This window comes from Sphingomicrobium sp. XHP0239 (assembly GCF_039555325.1).
GTDB classification, from domain to species: Bacteria; Pseudomonadota; Alphaproteobacteria; order Sphingomonadales; family Sphingomonadaceae; genus Sphingomicrobium; species Sphingomicrobium maritimum.
Map to the genome: position 1 here is coordinate 2,293,094 of NZ_CP154608.1, position 24,992 is coordinate 2,318,085.

At 66.9% G+C, this 24,992-nt stretch carries 21 protein-coding genes and 1 pseudogene; 6 read left to right on the plus strand and 16 right to left on the minus strand.

Annotation, left to right across the window (positions count from 1 at the left end; translation table 11 throughout):
- Positions 1-41: 41 nt before the first annotated feature.
- The 9 genes and pseudogenes from WJT74_RS11600 to serS all read right to left on the minus strand — a co-directional run bounded on the left by WJT74_RS11600 (position 42) and on the right by serS (position 10,413).
- Positions 42-206: a Flp family type IVb pilin gene (locus WJT74_RS11600; protein WP_343345063.1), complete on the minus strand. Its 165-nt coding sequence runs from the start codon at positions 204-206 to the stop codon at positions 42-44.
- Positions 207-326: 120 nt separating this feature from the next.
- Complete coding sequence (locus WJT74_RS11605) at positions 327-803, minus strand: ammonium transporter (protein WP_343345065.1); 477 nt, start codon at positions 801-803, stop codon at positions 327-329.
- 53 nt (positions 804-856) lie between these two features.
- Positions 857-1,528, minus strand: a pseudogene (locus WJT74_RS12250) (ammonium transporter); the annotation flags it as partial.
- 97 nt (positions 1,529-1,625) lie between these two features.
- On the minus strand, positions 1,626-5,138 hold the full coding sequence (locus WJT74_RS11610; RefSeq protein ID WP_343345067.1) for an error-prone DNA polymerase: 3,513 nt from the start codon (positions 5,136-5,138) through the stop codon (positions 1,626-1,628).
- Positions 5,139-5,141: 3 nt separating this feature from the next.
- On the minus strand, positions 5,142-6,791 hold the full coding sequence (locus WJT74_RS11615) for a DUF6504 family protein (protein ID WP_343345069.1): 1,650 nt from the start codon (positions 6,789-6,791) through the stop codon (positions 5,142-5,144).
- Complete coding sequence (locus tag WJT74_RS11620) at positions 6,685-7,446, minus strand: ImuA family protein (protein ID WP_343345071.1); 762 nt, start codon at positions 7,444-7,446, stop codon at positions 6,685-6,687. Before WJT74_RS11620 ends, WJT74_RS11615 begins: the two co-directional genes overlap by 107 nt.
- A 167-nt stretch (positions 7,447-7,613) precedes the next feature.
- Positions 7,614-8,423, minus strand: a complete 810-nt coding sequence (locus WJT74_RS11625; protein ID WP_343345073.1) for an esterase/lipase family protein — start codon at positions 8,421-8,423, stop codon at positions 7,614-7,616.
- A gap of 57 nt (positions 8,424-8,480) precedes the next feature.
- Positions 8,481-9,146 (minus strand): esterase/lipase family protein, encoded by a 666-nt coding sequence (locus WJT74_RS11630; RefSeq protein ID WP_343345074.1) that lies wholly within the window; start codon positions 9,144-9,146, stop codon positions 8,481-8,483.
- Between the two features lie 13 nt (positions 9,147-9,159).
- Positions 9,160-10,413 carry a serine--tRNA ligase gene (serS, locus tag WJT74_RS11635; RefSeq protein WP_343345077.1) on the minus strand — a complete coding sequence of 418 codons (1,254 nt, stop codon included), beginning with the start codon at positions 10,411-10,413 and terminating at the stop codon, positions 9,160-9,162.
- 234 nt (positions 10,414-10,647) lie between these two features.
- Here serS and WJT74_RS11640 point away from each other — a divergent pair, with 234 nt between their 5' ends.
- Genes WJT74_RS11640 through WJT74_RS11655 form a run of 4 tightly spaced genes read left to right on the plus strand, consistent with a single transcriptional unit; the run spans position 10,648 to position 14,437 of the window.
- Positions 10,648-11,505 carry an alpha/beta hydrolase family protein gene (locus WJT74_RS11640; RefSeq protein WP_343345080.1) on the plus strand — a complete coding sequence of 286 codons (858 nt, stop codon included), beginning with the start codon at positions 10,648-10,650 and terminating at the stop codon, positions 11,503-11,505.
- A gap of 33 nt (positions 11,506-11,538) precedes the next feature.
- Positions 11,539-12,534 (plus strand): DUF808 domain-containing protein, encoded by a 996-nt coding sequence (locus WJT74_RS11645; protein WP_343345083.1) that lies wholly within the window; start codon positions 11,539-11,541, stop codon positions 12,532-12,534.
- Positions 12,531-12,890 (plus strand): fluoride efflux transporter CrcB, encoded by a 360-nt coding sequence (crcB, locus tag WJT74_RS11650; RefSeq protein WP_343345085.1) that lies wholly within the window; start codon positions 12,531-12,533, stop codon positions 12,888-12,890. The genes WJT74_RS11645 and crcB overlap by 4 nt, the downstream gene beginning before the upstream one ends.
- A complete protein-coding gene (locus WJT74_RS11655) occupies positions 12,887-14,437 on the plus strand; it encodes a hypothetical protein (protein WP_343345087.1) in 1,551 nt (516 codons plus the stop codon). The genes crcB and WJT74_RS11655 overlap by 4 nt, the downstream gene beginning before the upstream one ends.
- 202 nt (positions 14,438-14,639) lie before the next feature.
- Here the strand turns inward: WJT74_RS11655 and WJT74_RS11660 are convergent, their stop codons facing one another.
- The 4 genes from WJT74_RS11660 to WJT74_RS11675 form a co-directional block, all read right to left on the minus strand.
- A complete protein-coding gene (locus WJT74_RS11660; protein ID WP_343345089.1) occupies positions 14,640-17,603 on the minus strand; it encodes a YadA-like family protein in 2,964 nt (987 codons plus the stop codon).
- Positions 17,604-17,866: 263 nt separating this feature from the next.
- Complete coding sequence (locus WJT74_RS11665; protein WP_343345092.1) at positions 17,867-18,373, minus strand: flavin reductase family protein; 507 nt, start codon at positions 18,371-18,373, stop codon at positions 17,867-17,869.
- Entirely contained in the window at positions 18,370-19,173 is an 804-nt protein-coding gene (locus tag WJT74_RS11670) for a phenylalanine 4-monooxygenase (RefSeq protein ID WP_343345095.1), read from the minus strand. Before WJT74_RS11670 ends, WJT74_RS11665 begins: the two co-directional genes overlap by 4 nt.
- 286 nt (positions 19,174-19,459) lie before the next feature.
- A complete protein-coding gene (locus tag WJT74_RS11675) occupies positions 19,460-19,711 on the minus strand; it encodes a 4a-hydroxytetrahydrobiopterin dehydratase (RefSeq protein WP_343345097.1) in 252 nt (83 codons plus the stop codon).
- An 84-nt stretch (positions 19,712-19,795) separates the two neighbouring features.
- On the opposite strand from WJT74_RS11675, the gene pcaF reads away from it, so the two are divergent.
- Positions 19,796-20,998 (plus strand): 3-oxoadipyl-CoA thiolase, encoded by a 1,203-nt coding sequence (gene pcaF / locus WJT74_RS11680; protein WP_343345100.1) that lies wholly within the window; start codon positions 19,796-19,798, stop codon positions 20,996-20,998.
- A 2-nt stretch (positions 20,999-21,000) separates the two neighbouring features.
- Positions 21,001-21,465: a 1,2-phenylacetyl-CoA epoxidase subunit PaaD gene (paaD, locus tag WJT74_RS11685; protein ID WP_343345103.1), complete on the plus strand. Its 465-nt coding sequence runs from the start codon at positions 21,001-21,003 to the stop codon at positions 21,463-21,465.
- Here the strand turns inward: paaD and WJT74_RS11690 are convergent.
- The 3 genes from WJT74_RS11690 to WJT74_RS11700 are packed head-to-tail and all read right to left on the minus strand — an operon-like array spanning position 21,459 to position 24,966.
- On the minus strand, positions 21,459-22,478 hold the full coding sequence (locus WJT74_RS11690; RefSeq protein ID WP_343345105.1) for a chorismate synthase: 1,020 nt from the start codon (positions 22,476-22,478) through the stop codon (positions 21,459-21,461). The genes paaD and WJT74_RS11690 overlap by 7 nt on opposite strands.
- Complete coding sequence (gene aroA, locus WJT74_RS11695) at positions 22,475-23,782, minus strand: 3-phosphoshikimate 1-carboxyvinyltransferase (protein WP_343345107.1); 1,308 nt, start codon at positions 23,780-23,782, stop codon at positions 22,475-22,477. Before aroA ends, WJT74_RS11690 begins: the two co-directional genes overlap by 4 nt.
- A complete protein-coding gene (locus tag WJT74_RS11700; RefSeq protein ID WP_343345110.1) occupies positions 23,779-24,966 on the minus strand; it encodes a 3-deoxy-7-phosphoheptulonate synthase in 1,188 nt (395 codons plus the stop codon). Before WJT74_RS11700 ends, aroA begins: the two co-directional genes overlap by 4 nt.
- Positions 24,967-24,992 lie beyond the last annotated feature (26 nt).

Here is a 24,992-nt window from a genome sequence, read left to right on the forward strand (position 1 = left end):
GCGATACACGAAGGAAAAGGCCGGGTTCGTCCCGGCCTTTTTCATTGCACCAGACTGTTCTCGACGGTGTTCATCTGAGCCTCGCTAGCGTTGCCGAGGTTCACGAAGGCCAACACGGCGGCCACCGCGATCAGCGAGGCGATCAGCGCATATTCGATCGCGCTCGCCCCCCGCTCGTCGCGGAGCAGTTTCTTCCACTTCGACATGATCCATGCCTCCTGGTCTTCTGCGGGCCGCACGGCGTCCACTCCGCAACGCCCCCGCACATTGATTTGCCGAGCGATAACGGAAATCAATTAACGGATGATAACCGCGGTGACGATGCCCTAATTGTAGGCGCGCTGTCCATGCTCGGCGAGGTCGAGGCCGTCTCGCTCTTGGCTGGGGGCGGCGCGCAGCGGCAGCGCGAGGCGGACGATCGCAAAGCACAGCGCGCTCCCGAGCCCCGCCCAGACGATCGCGATCAGCACCCCCAGCAGCTGGACCCCCAGTTGGGGAAGGAGCTCGTAGCCACCCTGTCCACCGATCGCGGGCAGCCCGGCGATGACGAGAGCGACCGACCCGACGATCCCGCCAAGACCATGGATTCCGAAAACGTCGAGGCTGTCGTCGATGCGCAGCCGCGACTTGGCCGCCCCGACGAAACCGTAGCACGCGAGCGAGGAGGCCGCGCCGAGCAGCATCGCCCCCAGCGGTCCGCTGACCCCTGCCGCCGGCGTGATGGCGACGAGCCCCGCGATCGCGCCCGATGCGCCGCCGACGAGGCTGACCTTGCCGGTCCGTGCGCGCTCGATCCCCTCCACGCGAGGATCGCGGCGGCGGGCGCGACGAAAGTGTTGATCATGGCAAGCGCCGCGGTTCCGTCGGCGGCTAGTGCCGAGCCCGCGTTGAACCCGAACCAGCCGACCCATAGAAGCCCCGCCCCGATGAACAGGAAGGCCAGGTTGTGTGGCGGCATCTCTTCCTTGAGGAAGCCTGCGCGCCGGCCCGTGAAGGCGACCGCGACGAGGCCCGAGATGCCCGCCGTGATGTGTACGACCGTGCCGCCCGCAAAATCGATCGCGCCGAGATCGTAGATCAGCCCGCCCTCGGCCCAGACCATGTGCGCGATGGGTGCGTAGACGAGGGTCAGGAAAAGGAGACCGAACAGCATCATCGCGGGGAAGCGCAGTCGCTCGACGGTCGCACCGACGACCAGAGCAGCGGTGATGGCGGCAAAGGTCATCTGGAAGGCGACGAAGGCGAGCGTCGGGACGCTGCCGCTGACTGCGTCGGGACCAATGCCGACGAGCCCGACCAGGTCGAGGTTCCCGACGACCGGTCCGCTTCCGGAGAAGGCAAGGCTGTACCCCCAGCCGACCCAGCCCAGCATGACCACTGCAGTGACGCCCAGCACCTGTCCAAGGGTGGACAGAATGTTTTTGGCGCGCACCAGTCCGCCATAGAACAAACCCAATCCCGGCACGGTCATCATCAGCACGAGAAGCGTCGATGTAAGAAGCCAGGCGGTGTTACCGGAATCGATCATGGATGGTCCCGCGTTTGCTGCACCTGCGAAGGTGCCGCGCGGGGGATCGCCGCGCAATCGGGATCGAGCGCCCGGTTAACTTTTCACTCGGTCGCAACTAACGGAAATTGCGGCCCTTGGGGATGCAGTCGACGTCGCGCGGGTGGACGCCGGTGGTGCGGCCAGGGTGGAGTTCGGGCAGGGTGCCGCTGCCGCCGCCCGCCACTTCGTCCCCGCGCCCGCCGTGCGGCGCCCACGCGCCGCCGCCGTCGCCGCGTCCGGCCGCCGGGGCGAGCAGGCGATCGGACAGGCTCGACAGCAACCCCGTATCGTCCTCCAGCTTGGCGGCGATCACGTGCACCACCGCATCGTCGTGCTGGACGATCCCGGTAACGTTGAGCAGCCGCGCGCCCATGACGATCGGGCGATAGGCTTCGAACGCGTCGGGCCAGATGACGAGGTTGGCGACCCCCGTCTCGTCCTCGATCGTGGTGAAGCATACGCCCTTGGCACTGCCCGGTCGCTGGCGGATCAGCACCAGCCCCGCCAGCCGCACCCGCCGCCCATAGCGCATCGAGCGCAATTCGCCCGCCGTGACGCACCCCATGCTGGCGTAGTGCTGACGCAGGAAACTCATCGGATGCGCTTTCAATGACAGGCGCGTGGTCTGGTAATCGGTCACCACCTGTTCGGACAGCGGCATGGCGGGCAGGCGCACCTGCTCCACCTCCCACCCTTCGTCGCGCGCATCGGCCGCTTCGAACAACGGCAGCGCGGGCGCGCCTTTCAGCGCCTTGGCGTCCCACAGCGCCGCGCGCCGGTCGAGCTTGATCGACCGGAACGCATCGGCCTCCGCCAGCCGCTCGACCGCCCCGACCCCGACGCCCGCGCGGCGCTTCACGTCCTCGACGCTTTCGTAGGGCGTGCTCGCCCGTGCCGCGACAATCCGCGTCGCGTCGTCCAACCGCATCCCGTCGATCTGTCGCAGCCCGAGACGCAGCGCCATGCGGGGGCGGGGCGGGGGCAGGCTGTCGGGGGTCCATGCCTCGGCGGGCAGCGCGGTCGAACCCCAGCTGCGCCGCTGCGCGACCGGTTCTCGGTCGGTCGGCTCCAGCGTGCAGTCCCAATCGGAATGATTGGCGTCCACGGGACGGATCTCGACCCCATGTTCCTTGGCATCGCGCACGATCTGCGCGGGGGCATAGAAGCCCATCGGCTGCGAATTGAGCAGCGCGGCGGCGAAGGCGGCGGGATATCGCCACTTGAGCCAGCTACTCACATAGACGAGCAGCGCGAAGCTCGCCGCGTGGCTCTCCGGAAACCCGTATTCGCCGAAGCCGCGGATCTGGTGGAAACAGCGTTCGGCAAAATCCTGGTCGTAGCCGCGCTCCACCATTCGCCCGACCATCTTGTCCTGCAGCAGGTCGATGGTCCCGCGCGAACGAAACGTCGCCATCGCCTTGCGGAGCTGGTTGGCCTCGGCACTCGAGAATTTCGCGGCATCGAGCGCGATCTTCATCGCCTGTTCCTGGAATACCGGCACGCCCAGCGTCCGCCGCAGGATCCGTTCCAGCTCGTCGGGCTCGCCATGATCGGGGTCGGGACAGGGGTAGAGCACCGGCTCCTTGCCCTGCCGCCGCTTCAGGAAGGGATGTACCATGTCGCCCTGGATCGGACCCGGGCGCACGATCGCGACCTCGATGACCAGGTCGTAGAATTCGCGCGGCCTGAGCCGCGGCAGCATGTTCATCTGCGCGCGGCTCTCGACCTGGAACACGCCCAGCGAGTCCCCCTCGCACAACATGTCGTAGACGCCCGGCTCCTCCTTGGGCAGCGTCGCGAGGTCCCACTTCTCGCCGTGGTGCGCCTCGATCAGATCGAACGCCTTGCGGCAACAGGTCAGCATGCCCAGCGCCAGCACGTCGATCTTGAGGATGCCCAGCTCCTCGATATCGTCCTTGTCCCACTCGATGAAGGTACGGTCGGGCATCGCGCCATTTCCGATCGGCACCGTCTCGGTGAGCAGCCGCTCGGTCAGGATGAAGCCCCCGACATGCTGCGACAGATGCCGCGGCATGCCGATCAGCTGCTCTGCCAGCATGACCGTCCGGCGAAGGTGCGGATCGGCGAGATCGAGCCCCGCTTCGGCCACCCGCTCCTCCCGCATCTCGCTTTCCATCGAGCCCCAGAAGGTCGCGGCGATCGCGGCGCACACGTCCTCCGACCAGCCCATCACCTTGCCGACCTCGCGGATCGCCATGCGCGGGCGATAGTGGATGACCGTCGCCGCGATCCCCGCCCGGTCGCGGCCGTATTTCGCGTAGATATGCTGGATCACCTCCTCGCGCCGTTCGTGCTCGAAATCGACGTCGATGTCGGGCGGCTCCTTGCGCTCCTCGCTGATGAAGCGTTCGAACAGGAGGTCGGTGGTCGACGGGTCGACCGCGGTGATGCCGAGGCAATAGCAGACCGCGCTGTTCGCGGCGCTCCCGCGTCCTTGGCACAGGATCGGCGGGTCGAGGCTGCGCGCATAGGCGACGATGTCGTGAACCGTGAGGAAGTAGCGCGCGAAATCGAGCTTCTCGATCAGCGCCAGCTCCTTCTCGAGCTGCGCGATGATCGGTTTGGGCACGCCCTCGGGCCACCGATCGCTGGACCCTTTCCACGTCAGGTGCGCCAGATGCTGATGCGGCGTCCGCCCGCCGGGACAGGTTTCCTGCGGATATTCGTACGCCAGTTCATCGAGGCTGAAGTCGATCTCGTCGGCGAATTCCCGCGTCGCGCGGATCGCGTGGGGCCAGCGCGCGAACAGCTCCTTCATCTCGCCCGGCGATTTCAGGTGCCGCTCGGCATTGGCATGCAGCCGCCATCCCGCCTGCTCCAGCGTCACCTTCTCGCGGATGCAGGTCATGACGTCCTGCAGCGGGCGCTTTTCGGGCGCGTGATAATGCACGTCGTTGGTGGCGAGGATGGACAGACCCTGCGCCCGCGCCAGCCGGTCCAGCCGCTCGATCCGCGCCACGTCGTCCCCACGATAGAGATAGCTTGCCGCGACATGGCGCATCCCGGGCAACCGCGAGACGATCGTCGGCAGCACGTCGGCGAAGGCGTCGAGGTCGTCGCCCGGCATGGCGATGAAGGCGATCTCTCCGGCATGGTCCGCAATCTCGTCCAGCGTCAGGTCGCAGGCTCCCTTCTCGCTTCGCATCTTGCCGAGGCTGAGCAGCCGCGACAGGTTCGCATAGCCTTCGCGCGTAAGGGGGTAGGCGAGCAGCTCGCACCGCTCCCCTTCCGCGTCATCGGGCGAGGCGTTGCAGTTGGCGGCGGCGATCCGCGGCGGTCGCGCGAAGGTCAGCCGGCACCCGATCAACGGGCGCAGGCCCGCCGCCTTGGCGGCCGAATGCATGCGCACAACCCCCGCCAGCGTGTCGGTATCGGTGACCCCGATCGCGTGCATGCCCTTGCCCAGCGCCGTCAGCACCAGTTCGATCGCGTCCGACGCGCCGGTCAGAAAGGTGAAGGGCGTCGTGACCGCCAGCTCGACATAATCGGCCACCGGCACCGGCACGGCCGGCCCGTCGCCCGCCAGCAGGCGCTTCTTGGAAAAGGAGGCGGGGCTGGCGTCAGGCACGGCTCACCCGAACAGCCCGTGGATGTACCAGCTCGGCTCGCCCCCGCGCCCGTCCCCGAACAGGCCTTCGCGAAAGATCCAATAGCCGCGCCCCGCCTGGTCCTCGACATGGTAGTAATCCCTGAGGCGCGCCGGTCGATATTCGCGCCACCATTCGGGCGCGACCCGCTCGGGCCCCGCGACCTTCTTGATATCGTGCACCGCGCGGCGCCACACGAAGCGGCGCGGCAGTCCTTCGGGCGTGGCATAGATGACGCTGATCGCCTCGGGCGCGTCGAGCAGCCGTTCGGGGCGGCGTGCCTGCACCGGCGCGGCTTCCGGCACGGCGCGGTCGGCCAGCGCGGGGGCCCAGCCCGACGAGCGTTCGGGCATGTGGCTCGCGCGGCGCACGGGGCGCGTCACGGCGCGCGGCCCCAGTTTGGTCGCGATCCGGTCGACCAGCTTGCCCACCGCCACCCCCGTCGGTTCGCCGCCGTCCAGCGCGTCCTGCGCGGGGTCCAGTCGCTCGACCCCGGTGGCGGTCAGCGTGAAGGCGTCGAACCCGAAATCGGGGTTCATCTCCTGCGTCTTCTCGGCGAGCAGGCGGCGCACATGCCGCGCATCACGGGTCGCCAGCGCGGTCGCGGCGCGTACGCTCGCGATCGACCCGTCGACGCGATAGCCGACGAGCTCGACCTCGCGCAGTCCCATCCGCTCGGCTTCCAGTCGTCGCGCCAGATCGGGGGCCAGCAGGTCCAGCGCCTGTTCCGCCGCGGCGGGGTCGGCGACCGGTTCCTTGAGCTTCAGCAGCGCGCGGGGCGACGGCGCCTCGCGGGTCGCGGTGAGCGGCTCCTCGGCACGGCCCAGTGCGCGGTCGAGCGCATCCAGCGGATTGTCGGCGCTGCGAAACCGCCGCGCGAGGCTGCGCCGTTCGATCCCCGACAGGCTGGCGATGGTCTTGAGGCCCAGCCGGTTGAGCGTCTGCACGACCGACGGCGACAGCCGCAGCGCGGCGACCGGCAGCGGCGCCAGCTGGGCCGCCAGCGCGCCCGAGGCAAGCCGCCGCTCGATCTTGTTGCGGGGAGGGGCGCCGAGCTGTGCCGAGCCGAGTTCGCCCCTCCCCGACCCCTTGCGGGGATCCCGTTCGCCACCGCCGCCACCGAAATGGGCCAGCGCCCAGGCGGCGAGCGCGGTGTCGGCGATCGCGGTGCGCGCGGTCAGGCCCATCGCGCCCAACCGCCGCTCGATGTCGTCGAGCATCTGCGCCTCCCCACCGAACAGGTGCGCCGCGCCCGTCGCGTCCATCCGCATCGCGCCCGGCCCGTCGCGTTCGACCGTCGGCGACCAGCGCCCGGCCCAGCGCACCAGCCGCCTCATCAGCGCATCGTCGCCCGCATGATCGCACGCCACCGCTTCCAGCGCCGGATCGAGCGCCCGCGCATCGGTCAGCCGCATTCCCGCGCGAATGCCGATCGCGGCAGCGACGTCGTTGGGCGCATGGACCAGCAGCCCGTGCGTGCCTTCGCGGGTCAGGACGATGCGCTTCGGCTCGCCCGGCTCGTGGTTGTCATCCGCTTGCTCGCCGGACAGTTTCTCCCACCGCTCGAGCGACAGGCGCGGCAGCACGATCGACACGATCCGGCGGCGAACCCGCCTCTGCCTGCGCGGCGACATGGGCGTCCTCATCGCGCCACTCCCATATGCCCGGCGCCCGCCCGCGCACGCGGAACAGGTCGGCGGTCAGCCGCGAGGAGCCGGGGGCCTGGGGATCGAGCGCATTGACCTGGCTCGGCAGGCTCTCCACCCGCCAGCGCCAGCGCGCGCCCGAAAGGTTGGCGCGCTGCGCACCCAGCCGCATCAGCCAGCAGGCAACCCCATGCGCTTCCGAAGCGAAGGCCAACCGCCGCGTGGCGGTGAAATCCAGCCGCGCATGCTCGCCCCACGCCTCGCCGATTACCGCGCTCAACCCCGAACATCGCAGCCCCTCTTCCATCGCCCACAGGAGGCGCGGTGTGTCGGGCGCGGTGACGTGGATGATGTCGACGCCCGGCTTTCCGCCGAGTGGACCCTCGAGGCCGGGGGGATGGATGCGCCCGGCCTCGAGGATCGCCATCCGTTCCTGCACCCACAGAATGGGGCCCGTCCGGGGAAGGCGGGACAGCAGGAAACGGACCCAGCCCGCATCGCGCGGGTGGCTGGAAAAACATTCGCTGAGCGTGGGATCGGGCGGTGCGGGAAGCCGATCGCCGGCAGGCGCACGCACGTCCCCCGCACCGTCCGGAAGGGACGGTTCGTCAGGCCGCACGACATCGTCCGCAGCGCCGTCCACCGCCGCCGCGTTCCGACCGCCGGCCGTGGGTGGAAGAGGCTTCGCCACACGACTCGCAATCACTTTGTTCTTTGTTTGTTCTCTTATCGGGCGAGTCCCGGCAAAGAGTCAAGAATGGCGGATTGGGGGGATGCGAGAAGGGTTTCGGCGGTAACGACTCGACGCGGTTACCCGCTTCGCAGCGCGGCCTTCAGTTCCTTGCGCGCGCGTCGTTTCGCACGGCGGCGTTCGCGAAAGCCCATCGCGGGATCGGTCCCTTCCGCCTCGGCCACGAAGCGGTTGATGTTGCGCGCGATCCGCGACAGCGCCGGGCGCCACATGGCGAACCCCATGTGCTGGGTGTCGATCTCGATCGCGCGATCGCAGTGGATGTCGCCCTTGCCGCACGCCGCGCCGGGCGCGACGACGCCGTCCTTGCGGCTCCAGAAGGCGATCGTCGGTACCGGCGGCTTTTCCTCCAGCCGGGGGAAGGGCGGCTCATTGACGTCGTGCCCCGCCACCCATTCGTAGACCCAGCGCGCGCTGTTGTTGGTCTTGAGATCGCCGCAAAAGGGCGAGGCCAGCGTCACGACTGCGCGAACCTTGCCGGGGCAGGCCCGCGCCACTTCGCGCGCATAGAGACCGCCGAGGCTCCACCCGACCAGCAGGACCTTGCGCCCCCCGCCAATGGCATCGACGCGTGATTCCAGCTCGTCCAGCAATTCCGCATAGGCGCCCTTGTTGACGCCCAGCTCCCACGGGTGGGCGCGCCAACCTGCGCGGCCCAGTGCGTGGCGGATGAGATGGGTTCCACGATCCGACGTCAGGAAGCCCGGAATGACCAGGGCCGGCGGTCCGTCCTCGGGGCCGTCGGCGTCGGATGGCCCGCGAAACCCGGCCAGCCTGGGCAGTTGCCAGGCCAGCTCGCGCACCCGCTCCCACCCGCGCGGCGCGGCGTCGGAAAGCAGTTCGGGTTCGAGAGGGATCGTCGCATTCATGGTGAGAAAAGAATAGAAAATCGCGGCTGAAGTTCCCCTGAACCCCCACGTTTCCCTCTATCGTTCCACGAACGTATCGATCTCTTCGACGACCCGCGCGATCATGCCGCGCGACATGCCGATGCGAAAATGGCCGCAGGGAATGCCGACGCAGGCATCGCTTTCGTCGAGCTGCCCCCGCTGGCACCCTTGGGCGAGCAGGCCGTCGCGCTCGGCATAGAGCGCCAGCGTGGGTACCGGCGGCTTTTCAGGGCTTTGTGCGACGGGCGGTTCGTCGACCGGGTGACCCGCGACCTTCTCGTAATATTTCCAGACGTTGTTGGCCTTGCGATTACCCGAAAAGGGGGAGGCGAGCGTGACCACCGCCCGAACCTTGTCCGGATGCTCGCGGGCGAGTTCGCGGGCGATTACGCCGCCCAGGCTCCAGCCGACCAGCAGCGCCTTGTCGTCGCCCCGGACGGTGTCCAGCCGCGCGTCCATGTCCTCGAGGATCCCCTCGTAGGCTCCCTGATTGCGCCCGCGCCCCCAGCCGTGCACCCGCCACCCGTCCGCGGCCAGCCCGCGGCGCAGCGCGAGCGTGGTGCGGTCGGTGGTCAGAAAGCCGGGAATGACCAGCGCGGGCGGCCCGTCGTCGGGACCGCGCGCGTCGAGGTGCCCGATCCGATGTGGCAGCCGCGCGAAATTGTGCGCGACCTCGACGAGTTTTCGCCCCAGTCCGGGCACCCGGTCGAGTGGATCAGAGATATTCGTCGCCGTTCATCAGATGGCGGATCCCCTCGGGCAGGCGCACGCGCCCGTCCTCGGTCTGGTGGTTCTCCAGCAACGGGACGAGGATGCGCGGGCTCGCCAGCGCGGTATTGTTCAGCGTGTGGGCGTGGACGACCTTGCCCTCCGCATTGCGATAGCGAAGGTTCGCGCGCCGCGCCTGCCAGTCGTGCAACGTCGAACAGCTGTGCGTCTCGCGATATTTCTCGAGGCTGGGCACCCAGCTTTCGAGGTCGTTCATGCGATATTTGCCGAGGCCCATGTCGCCGGTCGACGTCTCGATGACCTGATAGGGCACGTCCATCGCCTTGAGCAGCTTCTCGGCCGCGCCCAGCAGCTTGTCGTGCCACTGCGCACTGACCGCATCGTCGGCCTCGCAGATCACATATTGCTCGACCTTCACGAACTGGTGGACCCGCAGCAGTCCGCGCACGTCGCGTCCCGCGCTTCCCGCTTCGCGCCGGAAACAGGGGCTGTAGCCCGCGTAGAGGATCGGCAGCTGATCGACCTCGAGGATCTCGCCCGAATGAAGCCCCGTCAGCGCGACCTCGGCGGTGCCGGCAAGGAACATCTCGTCCTTTTCCAGCTCGTAGGTTTCCTCGCGGTGTCCCGGGAACTGGCCCTGCCGGACGAACGCTTCCTCGCGCGCGATCGCGGGCAGGGTGATGGGCGTGAACCCGTTGCCCATGATCTCTTCCAGCGCCCACGCCAACAGCTTCTGCTCGAGCAGCGCGAGCCGCCCCTTAAGGCAATAGGTGCGGCTGCCCGACACCTGCACGATGCGGCTGAGGTCGGCCCAGTCGTTCTTTTCGATGAGTTCGACATGATCGAGCGGGGTGAAGTCGAACGAGCGCGGCGTGCCTTCGGTGCGCACGACCACGTTGGCGCTTTCGTCGGGTCCGACGGGCGCGCCCTCGTACGGAATGTTGGGCATCGCCAGCATCATGGCGCGCATCTCGTCCTGCTTGGCGCCCAGACCCGCTTCCAGTTCGCCCGCCTGCTTGCCCGCCGCCTTCGCCTTGGCGCCCAGTTCGGCTTTCTCCTCGGGCGCGGCATCCTTGAACATGCCCGAAATGCGATTGCGCTCCGCACGAAGCTGGTCGATCTCGGTCTTGACGGCCCTGATGTCGGCATCGAGCGCGAACAGCCGGTCGAGGTCGAGATCGACATTCTTGGCCGCGATGGCGTCGCGAACCGCGGGGCGATTGTTTTTGATAAAGTCCATCGAAAGCATGGCGTCGTCCTGCGCCAACCGCGCCGTCGAAGGCAAGGGCGTCCTGCATTAACTTCCCGTTATTTCGTCTGCGATTTTCGGGTGGGTAGAGTAGGGACGCGAGGATACGCCCCTGATTTGCCGCCCCGGACGAACGCCCGCATCGAGGGTTGCATCCCCGGGCATGGCGGGCGACAGTCGCGCTTTCTCGGCGTAGATGATGGGGACGGATCGATGGTGAATGGCATGACATGGCGCCGCCGCGGTGCTGCGGCGATGGGCGCGCTCCTGCTGGCCATCGGCACGCTGGCGACCCCCGCGCAGGCGCAGGACCGCTTCGTCATGGTCCCGACCGAACAGGGCGAAACCCGGGTCGAGGTATGGGACGCGCTCGGCGACGACGTTCGCGGCGTGATCCTCTTCGGCAGCGGTTGGGGCGGCAGTCCGTCCAACTACGACCTGCTCCTCTCCAGCTTTGCGGGCGCGGGCTACTCGGTGTTCGCTCCCGTCACGCTCGACAGTGCGCAGCATCCGGGCAACGACGGGGTCGATGCGAACAGCATGGCGGGCGCGCAGGCGATCATCGGCGACCGGATGGTCGCGACCATGGCCCTGAGGAACTGGCTCGAGGAAAATCACGGCAGCAAGCCGGTGGTCCTCGCCGGCCACAGCTTCGGCAGCTACGTCGCGTTCACGCAGGCCGAGGGAAAATGGGCGTTCGGTCCGCTCCCCGGCCCCGACGTCGACGCGATCCTCGCCTTCTCCTCCCCCGGCCAGGTCCCCCAGCTCGTCAGCGAGACCAGCTACACCACCATCGACGTTCCGATGATGGTGGTGACGGGTACCGAGGACGTGGGCGGCGCGACCTTCCCCAACTGGGAATTGCACCGCATGGCCTTCGACCGTTCGCAGCCCGGCGACAAGTATCTCGTCGTGTTCGAGGGCGGACCGCACAGCCTGCCGCGGCTGGAAGAGGATGAATGGGTGTGGCGGGTGCAGTCGATCAGCCTGACGTTCCTCGACGCCTATGTGGCGAATATCGCCGATGCGCGAACGTTGCTTGAAACGCTGAAGGAACCGCGGGTACGGATCGAACGGCGCTAACCGCGCGCACCGCCAGACAGGGGATTTTCGCCTATGCCATCCGGTCTCGTCGCTTTGCTCGACGACGTCGCGCTCATCGCGCGCACCGCCGCCGCCAGCGTCGACGACGTCGCCGCCGCCGCTGGTCGCGCGGGGTCCAAGACCGCGGGCGTCATCATCGATGATGCGGCGGTCACCCCGTCGTACGTCACGGGGCTCGAGCCGGCACGCGAACTGCCGATCATTTGGAAGATCACCAAGGGTAGCCTGAAGAACAAGCTCGTCTTCCTCCTGCCCGCCGCGTTGCTGCTGTCCGAATTTGCACCCTTCCTCATCATCCCCATTTTGATGCTCGGGGGTTCCTACCTGGCCTTCGAAGGCGCCGAAAAGGTCATCGAGGCGTTCGGCGGCGGGCACCATACCGAAGAAGAAGTCATTGCCGCGACGCCGGAAGAACTGGAAAAGCGACAGGTAGCGGGCGCGGTTCGGACCGACCTCATCCTGTCGGCGGAAATCATGGCGATCACGCTCAACGAACTGACCGCCAGCGGGCTGGTCGACGGGCTCGGAATGCGCGCCGCCGCGCTGGCGCTGGTCGCGCTCGCGGTGACCTTCCTCGTTTACGGTACGGTCGGATTGATCGTGAAGCTGGACGATATCGGCCTAGCGCTCGCGCGGCGTGGCGGCGGCGTTGCATCGTTCGGGCGCGGGCTCGTCGCCTTCGTCCCCAAGTTGCTGAAGACGCTGTCGATCGTCGGTACCGCCGCGATGCTGTGGGTCGGCGGGTCGATCCTGCTCCACGGCTTCCACGAAATGCACTTCCTCGAGTTCATCTACGACTGGAACGAGGCGGCGGCGGATGCGGTGGCGGGCGACAATGCCATCGGCTCGTGGATCATGCATACGCTGGGCGCGGCGCTCATCGGCCTTGTCTGGGGCACCATCCTGGCGGTCGTCGTCACCAAGCTGTTCGGCCATGACAAGGCGCACGATGCCGCTGCCGCGGCCGGCCCCGACGAAACCGCACCCGCGCGGATCGACGACCATTGATCGCCGCGCTCGCCGTGTTCCTCGGCGGCGGGCTGGGCGCACTGCTGCGGTACGGGATCGGGCGCTGGACGCTCGCCTGGTTCGGCGCCGGCTTTCCGGTGGGGACTCTGGCGGTGAACATCGTCGGCAGCCTCGCGATCGGTCTCGCGATCGGCGCGCTCGACGGCATCGGACAGGAAGCGCGGCTGTTCTTCGTGACCGGCCTGCTCGGCGGTTTCACGACCTTCAGCGCGTTCAGCCTCGACACACTCACCCTCTGGCAGCGCGGCGACACCGGTGCGGCGATGGCCTACGTGGCCGCCTCGGTGCTGCTGTCGCTCGCCGCTTGCGCGCTGGGATTTAGGATTGCAACATGAACTGCACCGCATCGCCAGAGGCAACTCCCTTGCGAATTTCGCTACTTTTGGTTTTGCTATGGGTCGCTTCGATTCTCGTCCGATGGCCCGCGTTCAACCAGCAATCGGCATTGCAGGGCCTTGAAGCGACCTATCATATGCTCTGGACGGCCCGCGTCTTCGAGTCGGCGCCGCTCGAGAGCCATTGGTTCCTTCCTTCCGTCACACTCGATCCCGATCCCGAAGATCCGATCCGCTGGGGCGCGACCGTTCCTACTTCGGCTGGTAGTTTCATTTACACATCATTTCCCCCGCTGGGGTTTCTGATCGCCTTCCTCATCGCACTCTGGGTCGAACAGGTCGATCGATTCATGCTTCTCGGCTTGGCGAACAGCCTCGTCGGATTGATCGCTGCAATTCTGCTGGCTCGGTTGGTCACCGCTGTTTTCCAAGCGCTTCGTCCCGATCAAGAGAGCCGCCGATCCACTGTCTTTTTAACGACGTTTACCCTCTATCTCTTCTCTCGCGAGGCGTTGCTGAGCCACGGGGCCGTATTCTGGGGTCATTCCATCTCGCAGCTATGCCTTTTCGCAGGGTTGTTGTCGTGGTGGAGAGTTTTGCAAGGCGATGGGGGCAAAAGGTCGGTTGCGGGCTTAGTTGTTATAGCCTTCATTTACCCATCGCTCGAATGGACCGGCTTCGTCTTCAACGCCGGGATTGTTTTCCTGAGTCTGGCGACGCTTCTTAAAGAAACGCCGGACCGATACTTATTGCACGTGTGTGGGGGCGTCATCGTTTCGACGATCGCGGCCGGCGCCCTACTCGTAGGGCATTTTATTATTTCGATCGGAATCGATCCGCTGCGCAGCGCCCTGATGTCACGAGCATCCGCGCGTGGTGGCACGTTCGATGCCTTGAGCAGTCTCCCGATAGACTATGTGATCTCGTTTGGCCTTGCCGCTCCGATAGGATTGGTGTGCCTCCTGAAAATTTTGCGTGGCGGCACTAGAGAGCCTCATTCCCCCTACAGACTTTTACTGCTCGCGTCGCTCTTCCCAATGCTTGCCAACATTCTGCTGGCGCAGCACGCGCATCTTTTTTCCTTCGATCGATTGAAGCTTGCCGCACCGTTGGCCATCGCAATCATTGGTGTCGTCGCCACCACACGCATCGAGCGTTGCCGCGCACTATTCCTAGGTGGCGTGGCCCTGACTTTAGTGTCGAACGTAGGGCTCTATCTCTATGAGCAAGAGCGTAAGCGCCCGTGGCAGGACATCATTGCGAGAAACGATGCAGCAACCGCTGCACTCCAGAGCGAGCCGCTATCAACTTGTGCGCTAACCGGCACAGCCGCCGTTCCGCGCGGCAATGCCAACCTCATGTTAGCTGTCGATATCGTGGCGGTCTCGGAAACGGACGAACTTCTCGCGCGCGCTCGGCGACGAGGATCCTGCGCGGTGGTGCTCGTCGATTTCAGCTCGCCCTACAAGGATTTGCACCAAATCGAAGCAATCGACCTATACTCTCTCGATGGCCAACCGATGCGGACGATCTTTCCGACGCGGTAGTATGCACAGGCTTCGAGAGAGGGGCAAAAATCAATCAACCCCGAACGCGTGACAGAGGATGGCCGCTCCCTACGGTCGCCCTTGAACCGAATCTTCAGCTGACCGTCGAGTGTCGACGTTTTCCGGCAGTAAATTTAGCGCAAGAGAAAGGGGCCGGAGCATGATGCCCCGACCCCTCCTCAGGTTCGCGCTGGTCTCGTGCCTACCAGGCGACCTGGAACCCTGCGCGGGCCCCGACCTTGGCATCGCGGCCCGTCACGCCGATCCCGGCGTTGAACGAACTGCGTTCGCTGGTGCGCGCCGAAAGGGCGACGCTGGCAGCGACCTGCTCGTCGAAGTAACCGACACCGCCCGACAGGCCGAAGTTGGCATCATCGGGGAGGTAGGGCGATTCCATCGACAGGGCGAGCGCCACGCCGGCGGTCGCGTCACGGATGCTGTCGCGGTTTTCCTCGGTCAGCTGGAACAGCGTATCGACGTTGCCCTGAAGGCCAGCAAGACTGCCCTGCAGACCCGAGATGGCGCTCGTGTTGAGGCCGATCTGGTTGGCATTGTCCATGATCGCCATCGCATTGGCGGTCACGTCGGTCTGCCGCGCCAGACCCGTAAGGTCGATCGAGGACGTCCCGAGCGTACCGTTGCTGTCGGCGGTCACGAAGCTGATCGGTCCGACCTGGCTCTGCGTGCTGGTGCCGAGACCCGCGATCACGACCTGGCCGTCATTGGTGGCCGTCGCCCCGTTGCCGATGGCGATGCTGTTGGTGCCGCTGGCAACCGCCTCGTTGCCCATGGCGACCGAACCGTCACCCGACGCTTCGGCGGCTTCACCGACCGCGACCGACCGCACGCCATTGGCGTTGGCGAGATGGCCGAGAGCCGTGGCCCGTTCGGCATCCGCGACCGCGCGCCAACCGTAGGCCGTGGCCCCCGGTCCCTGCGCGACCGCTTGCCCGCCGACCGCCGTGGTCGAAGGACCGCTGGCGATGGTGTTCGAGATGTCGTTGTTCGGATCGTTGTCCTCGTTGACGTCGGCGATACCGTTGCCGTTGGCGTCCACGAAGTTGCGATTGCCGCCGATCGCGATGGCGTCGCCACCGTCGGCCGTCGCCATGTTGCCGATCGCGATGCTGTTGTCGCCGCTGGCATTGGACAGGTTGCCGAGCGCGACCGACTGGTCCCCGCTGGCGACCGCATCCTCGGCACCGGCAAAGCTCTGATCGCCGCTGGCGGTGGTCTGGTGACCAACCGCAGTGGCCATCGCGCCGGTGGCCTGGCTCTGCCAGCCGAGCGCGGTGGCACCCGGCGTCGTGGCATCGGACTCGCCGCCCAGGGCGACGGTCGAATTGCCCTGTGCGTTGGCTTCCGAACCGATGGCGATCGCATCGACGCCGTTGGCGACCGAATCGCCGCCGATGGCGACCGATTCGTCACCCTGCGCGTCGGCTGCGGCCCCATCGCTGTTGACCTCGAAATAGACCAGCTCGCCGGTGTTCTGATCGACCTGGACCGAGCCCGCGAAGCCGGCATCGGCGATCGCCTGGTTGAGCTGCGCGAGATTCACCGCGTCGGTGTCCTGCGTGCCAGCGGCGACGTTGGTGATCTGGCGAAGCGCACCGGCCGAACCGACCGACACCGTATTGGCGCGATTGGCGACCGACCCGTTGCCCAGAGCGACACTGTTGGCCGCCGTGGCGCTCGAAAGGTCGCCGATCGCGACGGCGCGGCTGCCCGATGCACTGGCGGCTTCACCGACCGCGACCGAGCGAAGGCCCGTCGCTTCGGCAAGGTGGCCGAGCGCGGTGGCGCGTTCGGCGTCCGCAACGGCGCGCCAGCCATAGGCCGTCGCACCCGGACCCTGTGCCAGCGCCTGGCCGCCGACGACCGTGGTCGAGGGGCCGTTGGCAGTGGTGTTGCGCACGTCGTTGTCGGGATCGTCGTCTTCGTTCACGTCGATGATGCCATTGCCGTCGGCATCCACGAAGTCGCGGTTGCCGCCGATTGCGATGGCGTCGCCGCCGGTCGCGCTGGCAAGGTTGCCGATCGCGATGGCGTTGGTGTCGGACGCGGTCGCGCCTTCACCGACGGCGACCGACCGCACGCCATTGGCATTGGCGAGATGGCCCAGCGCGGTAGCGCGCTCGGCATCGGCGACACTGCGCCAGCCGAAGGCGCTGGCCCCCGGGCCCATCGCGACGCTCTCGCCGCCGACCGCAGTGGTCGAATTGCCGTTGGCCATCGCATTGTCGCCGACCGCCAGCGCGTCGATGCCGTCGGCCGAACTCTCGTTGCCGATCGCGGTCGCGAAGTCGCTGGAGGCGACCGCCGCTTCACCGATGGCGACCGAGCGGATGCCTGTCGCTTCGGCGAGATGGCCGAGCGCGGTGGCGCGTTCGCCGTCCGCGACCGAACGCCAGCCATAGGCCGTTGCGCCCGGACCTTGCGCCAGCGCCTGTCCACCGACGACCGTAGTCGACGGACCGTTGGCGGTCGTGTTGCGCACGTCGTTGTCGGGATCGTCGTCTTCGTTGACATCGGCGATGCCGTTGCCGTTCGCGTCGACATAATCGCGGTTGCCGCCGATCGCGATGGCGTCGCCGCCGGTCGCGCTGGCGAGGTTGCCGATAGCGATCGCGTTGCTGTCGGCAGCCGTGGCGGCTTCACCGATAGCGACCGAACGAAGGCCGTTGGCATTGGCGAGATGGCCGAGCGCGGTGGCGCGTTCGGCATCGGCGACGGCGCGCCAGCCATAAGCCGTGGCGCCCGGGCCGATCGCCTGGGCCTGACCGCCGACCGCGGTCGTCGACGGGCCGATGGCCATCGTGTCGGACACGTCGTTGTCGGGATCGTCGTCCTCGTTCACGTCGGCGATGCCGTTGTTGTTCGCATCGACGAAGTTGCGGTTGCCGCCGATCGCGATGGCGTCGCCGCCTTCGGCCGTCGCGCGGTTGCCGATCGCGATGGCGTCGTCGCCGGTCGCGCTGGCATCCTCGCCGCAGGCAAGCGCCTCGTCGCCGTCGGCTTCGGCGCCGGCGTCATCGTCGGCGGGGGTGGCGCTGTCGTCGTCCTCCGTGTCGAGGAGGCATTCCTGCGCCTGTGCGGGAGTGGAAAGGGTAAAGGTCGCGACGCCCGTAAGAAGGGCGGCGGTCGTTGCGGTCATGATCTTCATGAAAGAGCTCCTGTTGCTGGCACGATCACGACAGGATCCCCCGCGACGAAGCGAAGGGCAGAACGTTGAAGGGAAAATCGCGGGATTGCTTCTTCCTCGAACCGTCCGCAGGCAGACCTGACGCGGCACCGCCAAGAGAGGCGATGCAGGACGGTAACGCCGTTAACTATGCGTTATGTTCCGCGTTAACTTTCGATTAAACGCCTATTCGGGGTCGGCTCGTCCGTTTGCTGCCACGGTCCATCCCGTCGCTGAGAGAGCGATCAGTCGAAATGCAGCCGACGGTATTTTCCGCGAAAGTAGAGCAAGGGATCGGGGCCCTTTTCGAAGCCCGCCCGCACGATGCGGCCGACCAGGATCAGGTGGTCGCCACCGTCATGGACCGCGTGATGCGCGCATTCGAACTGGGCGAGGCTGCCCTCCAGCAGCGGCGATCCCCCCTGTCCCCGGGTCCAGCGGGTTCGTCCGAACCGGTCCTCTCCGCGCGTGGAAAAGGTGATGGAGGCGGGACGCTGCTCGGTCCGCAGGACGTTGATCGCGAAATGAGCGGCCTGGCTCAACGGCGCGGCGCTCGTCGCGCTCTTGGCCAGGCAGACGAGCAGCAGCGGCGGATCGAGACTGACGCTGGTGAAGCTGTTGGCGGTCAGCCCGTGCGGAATGCCCTCGCCATCGGCGCAGGTCACCACCGTCACCCCCGTCGCGAAACAGCCCATCGCATCGCGCAGGGCCCGCGGGTCTCCGCCGTCTTCGTAAGTCTGCCACTCGCTCATCGAGCGGTGGCATAGCTCTCCGCCTGTCCCGCGCCAAGCGCTGCGAGCCGATCGACGCTTACCTCCACCAAATCGCGCGCGGAGGTCTCCAGGCTGTCGGACACGAAATAGAGCGGCTGGAACCGGTCGGAGCGATAAGGGGTCGCGGCGGCGTCGGGCACCGTGAAGCGCGGACGCGGCACGTCGGCCTCGAGGCTGAACCGCGCCTCCCCGAAACTCGACGCCAGTCCGGCCCCCCAGATCTTCACCGCACCATCCTCGCGGGCCAGTCCGAATTCGACCGTATGCCAGTAGAGACGGCTGACCAGCTCGGCGTGACCCGCCGCACAGGCCGCGACCCCCAGGACGCCCATCGCTTCCATCAATTCCGCCATCGGGCCGTGCGCCAGCACGGGGACGTGTCCGAAGATGTCGTGGAAGCAGTCGGGTTCCTCCAGATAGTCGAGGTTGCCCCCGTCGCGGATGAAATTACCGATCGGAAAGACCCGGTCGCGCAACATCGCGAAGAACGCGGCGTCGGGCACGATCCCCGCCACCGGCACCAACCGCCACCCCGTCGCATGGTGAAGCCGGCGGGTCAGCCGATCGAGCGCCGGAATGCCCGGTTCGTCGAGCCCCAGTCGCTTCAGACCCGCCAAGAAGGGCGAGACGGCGGTCCTGCCGAGCAGCGCCACCTGTCGGTCGTACAGACGGTCCCACGTCGCATGGTCCGCCCGCGTATACCGCGACCATTGTTCCTCGACGATATGATCGCGCCAGTCCGCGCCGGTCGGCATCGGGGCGATTTTATCCTGGAACATGGTCGCTTCTCCTTGGTGTCGTGAACGTCGGGCAATAAAAAACCCGCCGGGCGGAAGGCCGGGCGGGCGGTGGTCTCCTGGAGTTTTTCGGACTGTCCGTCGTTACTCCGTCGCCACCGCGCGCCCATAGGCGTACGTCCACGCATAAGCGCGGCCGATGGTGCGAATGAGGGCGATCCGGGTGGTCATTGCGGATCAGCCTATCGCCCGGCAACGATGAAGGAAAGATGAAACTGGCCCGTACCGCGCCACCTCACGAACGAGCGCGGCCCGTTACAACGGAGTTCTAGGCCAGAAGCGCGTCGATCGCGGCGGCCAACCGTTCGTCCTTCTCGGTGACCTTGTTTCCCGCATCGTGGGTGGTGAGGGTCAGATCGACCGTGTTCCAGACGTTGCGGATCTCGGGGTGATGGTCGCGCTCCTGGGCAAGCAGCGCCACCCGCGCGAGAAATCCGAACGCTTCGGAGAAATCCTCGAACTCGAGGTGGCGGGTGAGGGCGTCGCCCTCGCGGGTCCATTGATGGGAATGTTCGCTCATGCCCCCTCCAACCCACCGTCGCGGCCTCGGGTTGCAACCGCCCGCCCGTCACGCCAGTTGGAGGGAATGGAAGAAGGAGCGCCCATGTCCGAAGCCTATATCTGCGATGCCGTTCGGACCCCGGTCGGGAAGTTCGGCGGCGCTTTGTCGCAGGTGCGTGCCGACGATCTGGCCGCCGTCCCGCTCGCCGCACTGAAGGAGCGCAATCCCGGCGTGGACTGGAGCCGGCTCGACGATGTCATCCTCGGCTGCGCGAACCAGGCGGGGGAGGACAATCGCAACGTCGCGCGCATGGCCGCGCTGCTCGGGGGTCTTGGCGAAAGTGCGCCCGGAACGACCGTCAACCGCCTGTGCGGTTCGGGGCTCGACTGTCTCGCGATGGCCGGGCGGGCGATCAAGGCCGGCGAAGCCGATCTGATCGTTGCGGGCGGAGTGGAAAGCATGACCCGCGCACCGTTCGTGATGCCCAAGGCCGCGCAGGCATGGGATCGCAACAACAGCATCTACGACACCACCATCGGCTGGCGCTTCGTGAACCGCCGGCTGAAGGAGGAGTTCGGAATCGATTCGATGCCCGAAACGGCTGAGAACGTCGCCGAGATGTACGACGTCAGCCGCGAGGACCAGGACCGTTTCGCGCACGAAAGCCAGGTCCGCGCCGCGCGGGCGCAGGAAAGCGGCCGCCTCGCCGCCGAGATCGTCCCCGTCACCATTCCGCAGCGCAAGGGCGATCCCGTCGTCGTCGATCGCGACGAGCATCTGCGCCTGTCCGATCTCGACACGCTCGCCAAGCTGCGCCCGATCGTGCGCGACGGCGGTACTGTGACCGCAGGCAACGCGAGCGGCGTCAACGACGGCGCTGCCGCGCTGATCGTCGCGTCGAAGAAAGCGGTGGAAGAACATGGCCTTACGCCCCGTGCCCGAATCCTCGGCGGCGCTGCGGCGGGGGTGCCGCCCCGCATCATGGGGATCGGCCCGGCACCTGCGTCTACCAAACTGTTGCACCGTCTGGCGCTGACCATCGACGCCTTCGGAACGATCGAACTGAACGAAGCCTTCGCCGCGCAGGCGTTGCCCGTCCTGCGCGAACTGGGAATTCCCGACGATGCGCCGCACGTGAACCCCAATGGCGGCGCGATCGCCATTGGCCACCCGCTGGGGATGAGCGGCGCACGCCTCGCGATCACCGCAGTGGAGGAAATGCAGCGCGAAGGGCATGACAAGGCCCTCTGCACGATGTGCATCGGCGTGGGTCAGGGCATCGCGCTGGCCTTGGAGCGGGTCTGAACATGGGGACGCCCACGATCGACAAAGCGGGCATTCTTGCCGTGCTGGCCGAGGTGCCCGATCCCGAGATTCCCGTCGTGTCTGTCATCGATCTTGGGATCGTACGAGGGATCGAAGAAGGCGCGCGAGGGCCCGCCGTCATCATCACGCCAACCTATTCGGGTTGCCCTGCCACGGTGGAGATCGAGAACAGCGTCCGCGCCGCACTCGACGCCAACGGCTATTCCGATGTCGCCATCGTCACCCAACTCTTTCCGCCCTGGACGACCGACGACATGAGCGACGAGGCCAAGGCCAAGCTCAAGGCATATGGCATTGCTCCGCCGAGCCGGACCGAGAAAGCGGAATGCCCGAATTGCGGTTCGGAAGACACCAAGGAAATTAGCCGGTTCGGTTCAACGCCGTGCAAGGCACAATGGCAGTGCCAGGATTGCCTCGAACCCTTCGATCGGTTCAAATGTCACTGATCGGGCGCTGTTGATCCACCGCACTGCGCGCGGTGAAGCAGAAGGTGATCCGCCAGAACCAGCGCCATCATCGCTTCCATGACCGGCGCCCCGCGAATGCCGACGCACGGATCGTGACGACCGCGGGTGACGGCTTCCGCTTCGCTGCCGTCGGAACGCACGCTGGGCACAGGTATGCGGATCGAACTGGTTGGCTTAAACGCGGCGCTCACGACGATCTCTTGTCCCGTCGAAATGCCACCGGAAATCCCGCCCGAATGGTTGGCAGCGAACGTCGGCCCGTCGGCGCCCGCATGCATCGGGTCCGCATTCTCGCTTCCCTTGAGATCTGCTGCGCGCATCCCCTCGCCGATCTCGACACCTTTTACCGCCGGGATCGACATCATCGCTGCTGCCAGATCGGCGTCGAGCTTTCCGGAGACGGGCGCACCCAGGCCCGCCGGAACGCCGCGTGCGACACATTGAACCCTTGCGCCGAGGCTATCCCCAACCGCACGAGCAGTGTCGAGCATATCATCCCATTTGGTTTCATCGCGTTCACCGCCGATCGAGATCACCCGGGCGAGGATTGTCACATCGGGTAGAAGAAGGCGTGCTACCGCGCCCGCTGCCACCCGCATGGCGGTTTCGCGCGCCGAAGCCCGGCCGCCGCCCCTCGGATCGCGAAAGCCGTACTTGGCGTCGTAGGCATAATCGGCGTGGCCGGGCCGGTAAGGTGCGTCTTCCGGATAGTCCTTCGACCGCGCATCGACATTGTCGATCATCAACGCGATCGGCGTACCGGTGGACCGTCCCCGGAAAACGCCCGAGAGGATGCGCACGATATCCGGTTCCTGCCGTGGGGAGACATTGCGGCCCGTTCCGGGTCGCCGCGCGTCGAGGAAGGGCTGAATCTTGTCTTCGGACATAGGGATTCCCGGGGGGCAACCGTCGATCACGCAACCGATGGCCGGGCCGTGGCTCTCGCCCCATGTAGTCACCGTAAAGAGTCGCCCGAAGCGATTGATGCTCATCCTGCCTCCTCGAACCGGGCGCCCAGCCTCGTCATCATTTCCCGAAAGTCCGGAAAGCTGGTCGCAATCGGTGTCGTATCGTCCACGCCGACGGCGCGCTCGGCTGCCAGACCCAGGGTCAGGAACGCCATCGCGATGCGATGGTCGTGGTGGGTCGTCACCGTTCCACCCCCACGCACCCGGCCCCGACCGAAAATGGTCAGTCTATCGTCTTCGGGCATTGCATGAACCACATTGGCGACAAGCCCCGCCGCAGTAGAACCGATACGGTCGCTTTCCTTGTGACGTAACTCGTTGACGCCTTCGAACACGCTTTCGCCGTCGGCCATGGCCGCAACGCAGGCGAGCACGGGGATCTCGTCGATGAGCGCAGGAATGGTCGCCGCTTCCAGCCGCAAAGGGTCGAGACGGCGATGCGCAACCGTCACGTCGGCAACGGGCTCGCCCGATTGGGTCCGTTCGCGTTCGATGCGCACGTCCGCTCCCATTTGCTCGAGAGCCTCGAGAAAACCGGTCCGCGTCGCATTCACCAGCACGCCGGCGACACGCACTTTCGCGCCCGGGATCATCGCCGCCGCTCCCCACGCGAAGGCCGCCGACGAGGGGTCGCGGGGAACCACGACCTCGCATGCACGCAATTTGCGCGACTGCCCGAGGGCCACGGCCTGCGCGCCGTCTTCCATCGGTTCAAGTGTCCCGTCCGCTCCGAACTGGGCGAGCATGACCTCGCTGTGATCGCGGCTGGCGCGCGGCTCGCTTACCCGGACGGGTGCGTCGGTGCCGAGGCCCGCGAGGAGAATTGCCGATTTGATCTGCGCGCTCGCGACCGGGCTTTCGTAATCGATCCCGCCCAGCCGCGCACCGTGCAGTGTCAGGGGGAGGGTGTCGCCGCCCTCGAACCGGGCCCCCATGCGCGTCAGCGGCGTGACGACCCGCCTCATCGGTCGACGCGAAAGGCTGGCATCGCCGACGAAGCGGGCGGTCAGACCTTCGAACCGCGCCGCAGCGCCCATGAGCAACCGCGCCGAGGTTCCACTGTTTCCGCAGTCGATCGGGACAGCGGGACTCCGCCAGGGGCATCCCGTTACCAGCAGGTCGGCGCCGTCTTCCTCGATCCGCGCGCCGAACGCCTCGACCGCTGCACGCGTCGCCTTCACGTCGTCGGCGTCGAGCAGTCCGCTGATACGGCTGGTCCCTTCGGCCAACGCGGCGAGGATCAGCGCACGGTGGCTGATCGACTTGTCCCCCGGAACCGTTGCAGTGCCTCCGAATGCGGGCGAAGGGTGCGCCGTCAGCGGGCTCACCACCGGCCCGCCATGTCGGCGACCAGCCGCTCCGCCTGCGCACCGTTCAACCGTGGATCGCAGGCGGTCCGATAGGCGCGATCGAGCGCCGCCGCACTGACCGGCCCGCCCCCGCCTATACATTCGGTCACCGCGTCGGGACTCATCTCCAGATGCACGCCCCCCGGAACGATACCCTCGGCGCGGGCGATCGCCATGAAAGCGCGCGTTTCCGCGAGAATGGCGTCATAGTGTCGCACCTTCCGGCCCGATTCCATCACGGTGTTGCCGTGCATGGGATCGACGATCCAGACGAGCGAACGGTCGCGGCCGGCGCGGAGCAGCGGAGCGAGCCGGTCCTCGACCGCATCCGCGCCGAGCCGGACGATCATCACCAGCTTTCCCGGCGAGTCGTCGGGGTCGAGCCGATCGGCCAGCGTCGTCAATTCGTCGGGCTCCATCGTCGGACCGCATTTGACGCCGATGGGATTGGCGATGCCGGCAAGATAGGCGACGTGCGCTCCGTCCGGGTCGCGGGTCCGATCGCCGAGCCAGAGCAGGTGTCCCGATCGCGCCCACCAGCGCCCGTCCGACGCGCGCCGGGTCAATGCTTCCTCGTAGTGCAGCAGCAGTGCCTCGTGACTGGTGAACACGGGAGCTGCGCCGTGCCGCGCCGCGCGCAACGTGGCCGCCGTTCCGACCGACTGGACGTGCGCACGCACCATTCGGGCGGGATCATGCCGCCGGTCGCCGCTCGAGAAACCCTGAGCGTTGACGATATCGCCGCGATAGGCGGGCAGCGTAACCGTGCCGCGGGTTTCGCTCGGCGCCGATCGAGGCTTGGCGAACTGTCCCGCGATCCGCGCAAGCCGCACGACCGCACGACCGGTATCGCGTTCGATGCCGTCGGCCATCCGGTCGAACAACGCCGTCAGGCGTGCCACGCGCTGGGCTACGGCATCGTCGAAATTTTCCGCGCAATCGCCGCCTTGCAACAGGAAGGCATCGCCGCGTGCCACCCGCGCGAGCTCGGTCTGCAACGCCCTGATCGAGGCAACATCGACCACCGGCGCGGCGTCGGCCAGCCGCTGTTCGACCGCGCGCAACGCCGTTTCGTCACCATAAGTCGGCAACTGGCGCGCGGGACAGTCGCGCCAGTCCGCGGGGCTCCAGTCGGCCGGGGGTGGGGCGAAGGGGCGGTTCATCGTGCGCCGCTGTAGCGTGAGGGAGA

What these genes read in the sequence shown, in the direction of transcription:
- WJT74_RS11670 (WP_343345095.1), bottom strand. Translation starts at nt 19,173, where the DNA reads ATGTTCCAGGATAAAATCGCCCCGATGCCGACCGGCGCGGACTGGCGC.
- WJT74_RS11655 (WP_343345087.1), top strand. Translation starts at nt 12,887, where the DNA reads ATGAACTGCACCGCATCGCCAGAGGCAACTCCCTTGCGAATTTCGCTA.
- WJT74_RS11645 (WP_343345083.1), top strand. Translation starts at nt 11,539, where the DNA reads ATGCCATCCGGTCTCGTCGCTTTGCTCGACGACGTCGCGCTCATCGCG.
- WJT74_RS11665 (WP_343345092.1), bottom strand. Translation starts at nt 18,373, where the DNA reads ATGAGCGAGTGGCAGACTTACGAAGACGGCGGAGACCCGCGGGCCCTG.
- paaD (WP_343345103.1), top strand. Translation starts at nt 21,001, where the DNA reads ATGGGGACGCCCACGATCGACAAAGCGGGCATTCTTGCCGTGCTGGCC.
- WJT74_RS11625 (WP_343345073.1), bottom strand. Translation starts at nt 8,423, where the DNA reads ATGAATGCGACGATCCCTCTCGAACCCGAACTGCTTTCCGACGCCGCG.
- WJT74_RS11640 (WP_343345080.1), top strand. Translation starts at nt 10,648, where the DNA reads ATGACATGGCGCCGCCGCGGTGCTGCGGCGATGGGCGCGCTCCTGCTG.
- WJT74_RS11700 (WP_343345110.1), bottom strand. Translation starts at nt 24,966, where the DNA reads ATGAACCGCCCCTTCGCCCCACCCCCGGCCGACTGGAGCCCCGCGGAC.
- pcaF (WP_343345100.1), top strand. Translation starts at nt 19,796, where the DNA reads ATGTCCGAAGCCTATATCTGCGATGCCGTTCGGACCCCGGTCGGGAAG.
- WJT74_RS11600 (WP_343345063.1), bottom strand. Translation starts at nt 206, where the DNA reads ATGTCGAAGTGGAAGAAACTGCTCCGCGACGAGCGGGGGGCGAGCGCG.
- WJT74_RS11660 (WP_343345089.1), bottom strand. Translation starts at nt 17,603, where the DNA reads ATGAAGATCATGACCGCAACGACCGCCGCCCTTCTTACGGGCGTCGCG.
- serS (WP_343345077.1), bottom strand. Translation starts at nt 10,413, where the DNA reads ATGGACTTTATCAAAAACAATCGCCCCGCGGTTCGCGACGCCATCGCG.
- WJT74_RS11675 (WP_343345097.1), bottom strand. Translation starts at nt 19,711, where the DNA reads ATGAGCGAACATTCCCATCAATGGACCCGCGAGGGCGACGCCCTCACC.
- WJT74_RS11615 (WP_343345069.1), bottom strand. Translation starts at nt 6,791, where the DNA reads ATGTCGCCGCGCAGGCAGAGGCGGGTTCGCCGCCGGATCGTGTCGATC.
- WJT74_RS11690 (WP_343345105.1), bottom strand. Translation starts at nt 22,478, where the DNA reads ATGAGCATCAATCGCTTCGGGCGACTCTTTACGGTGACTACATGGGGC.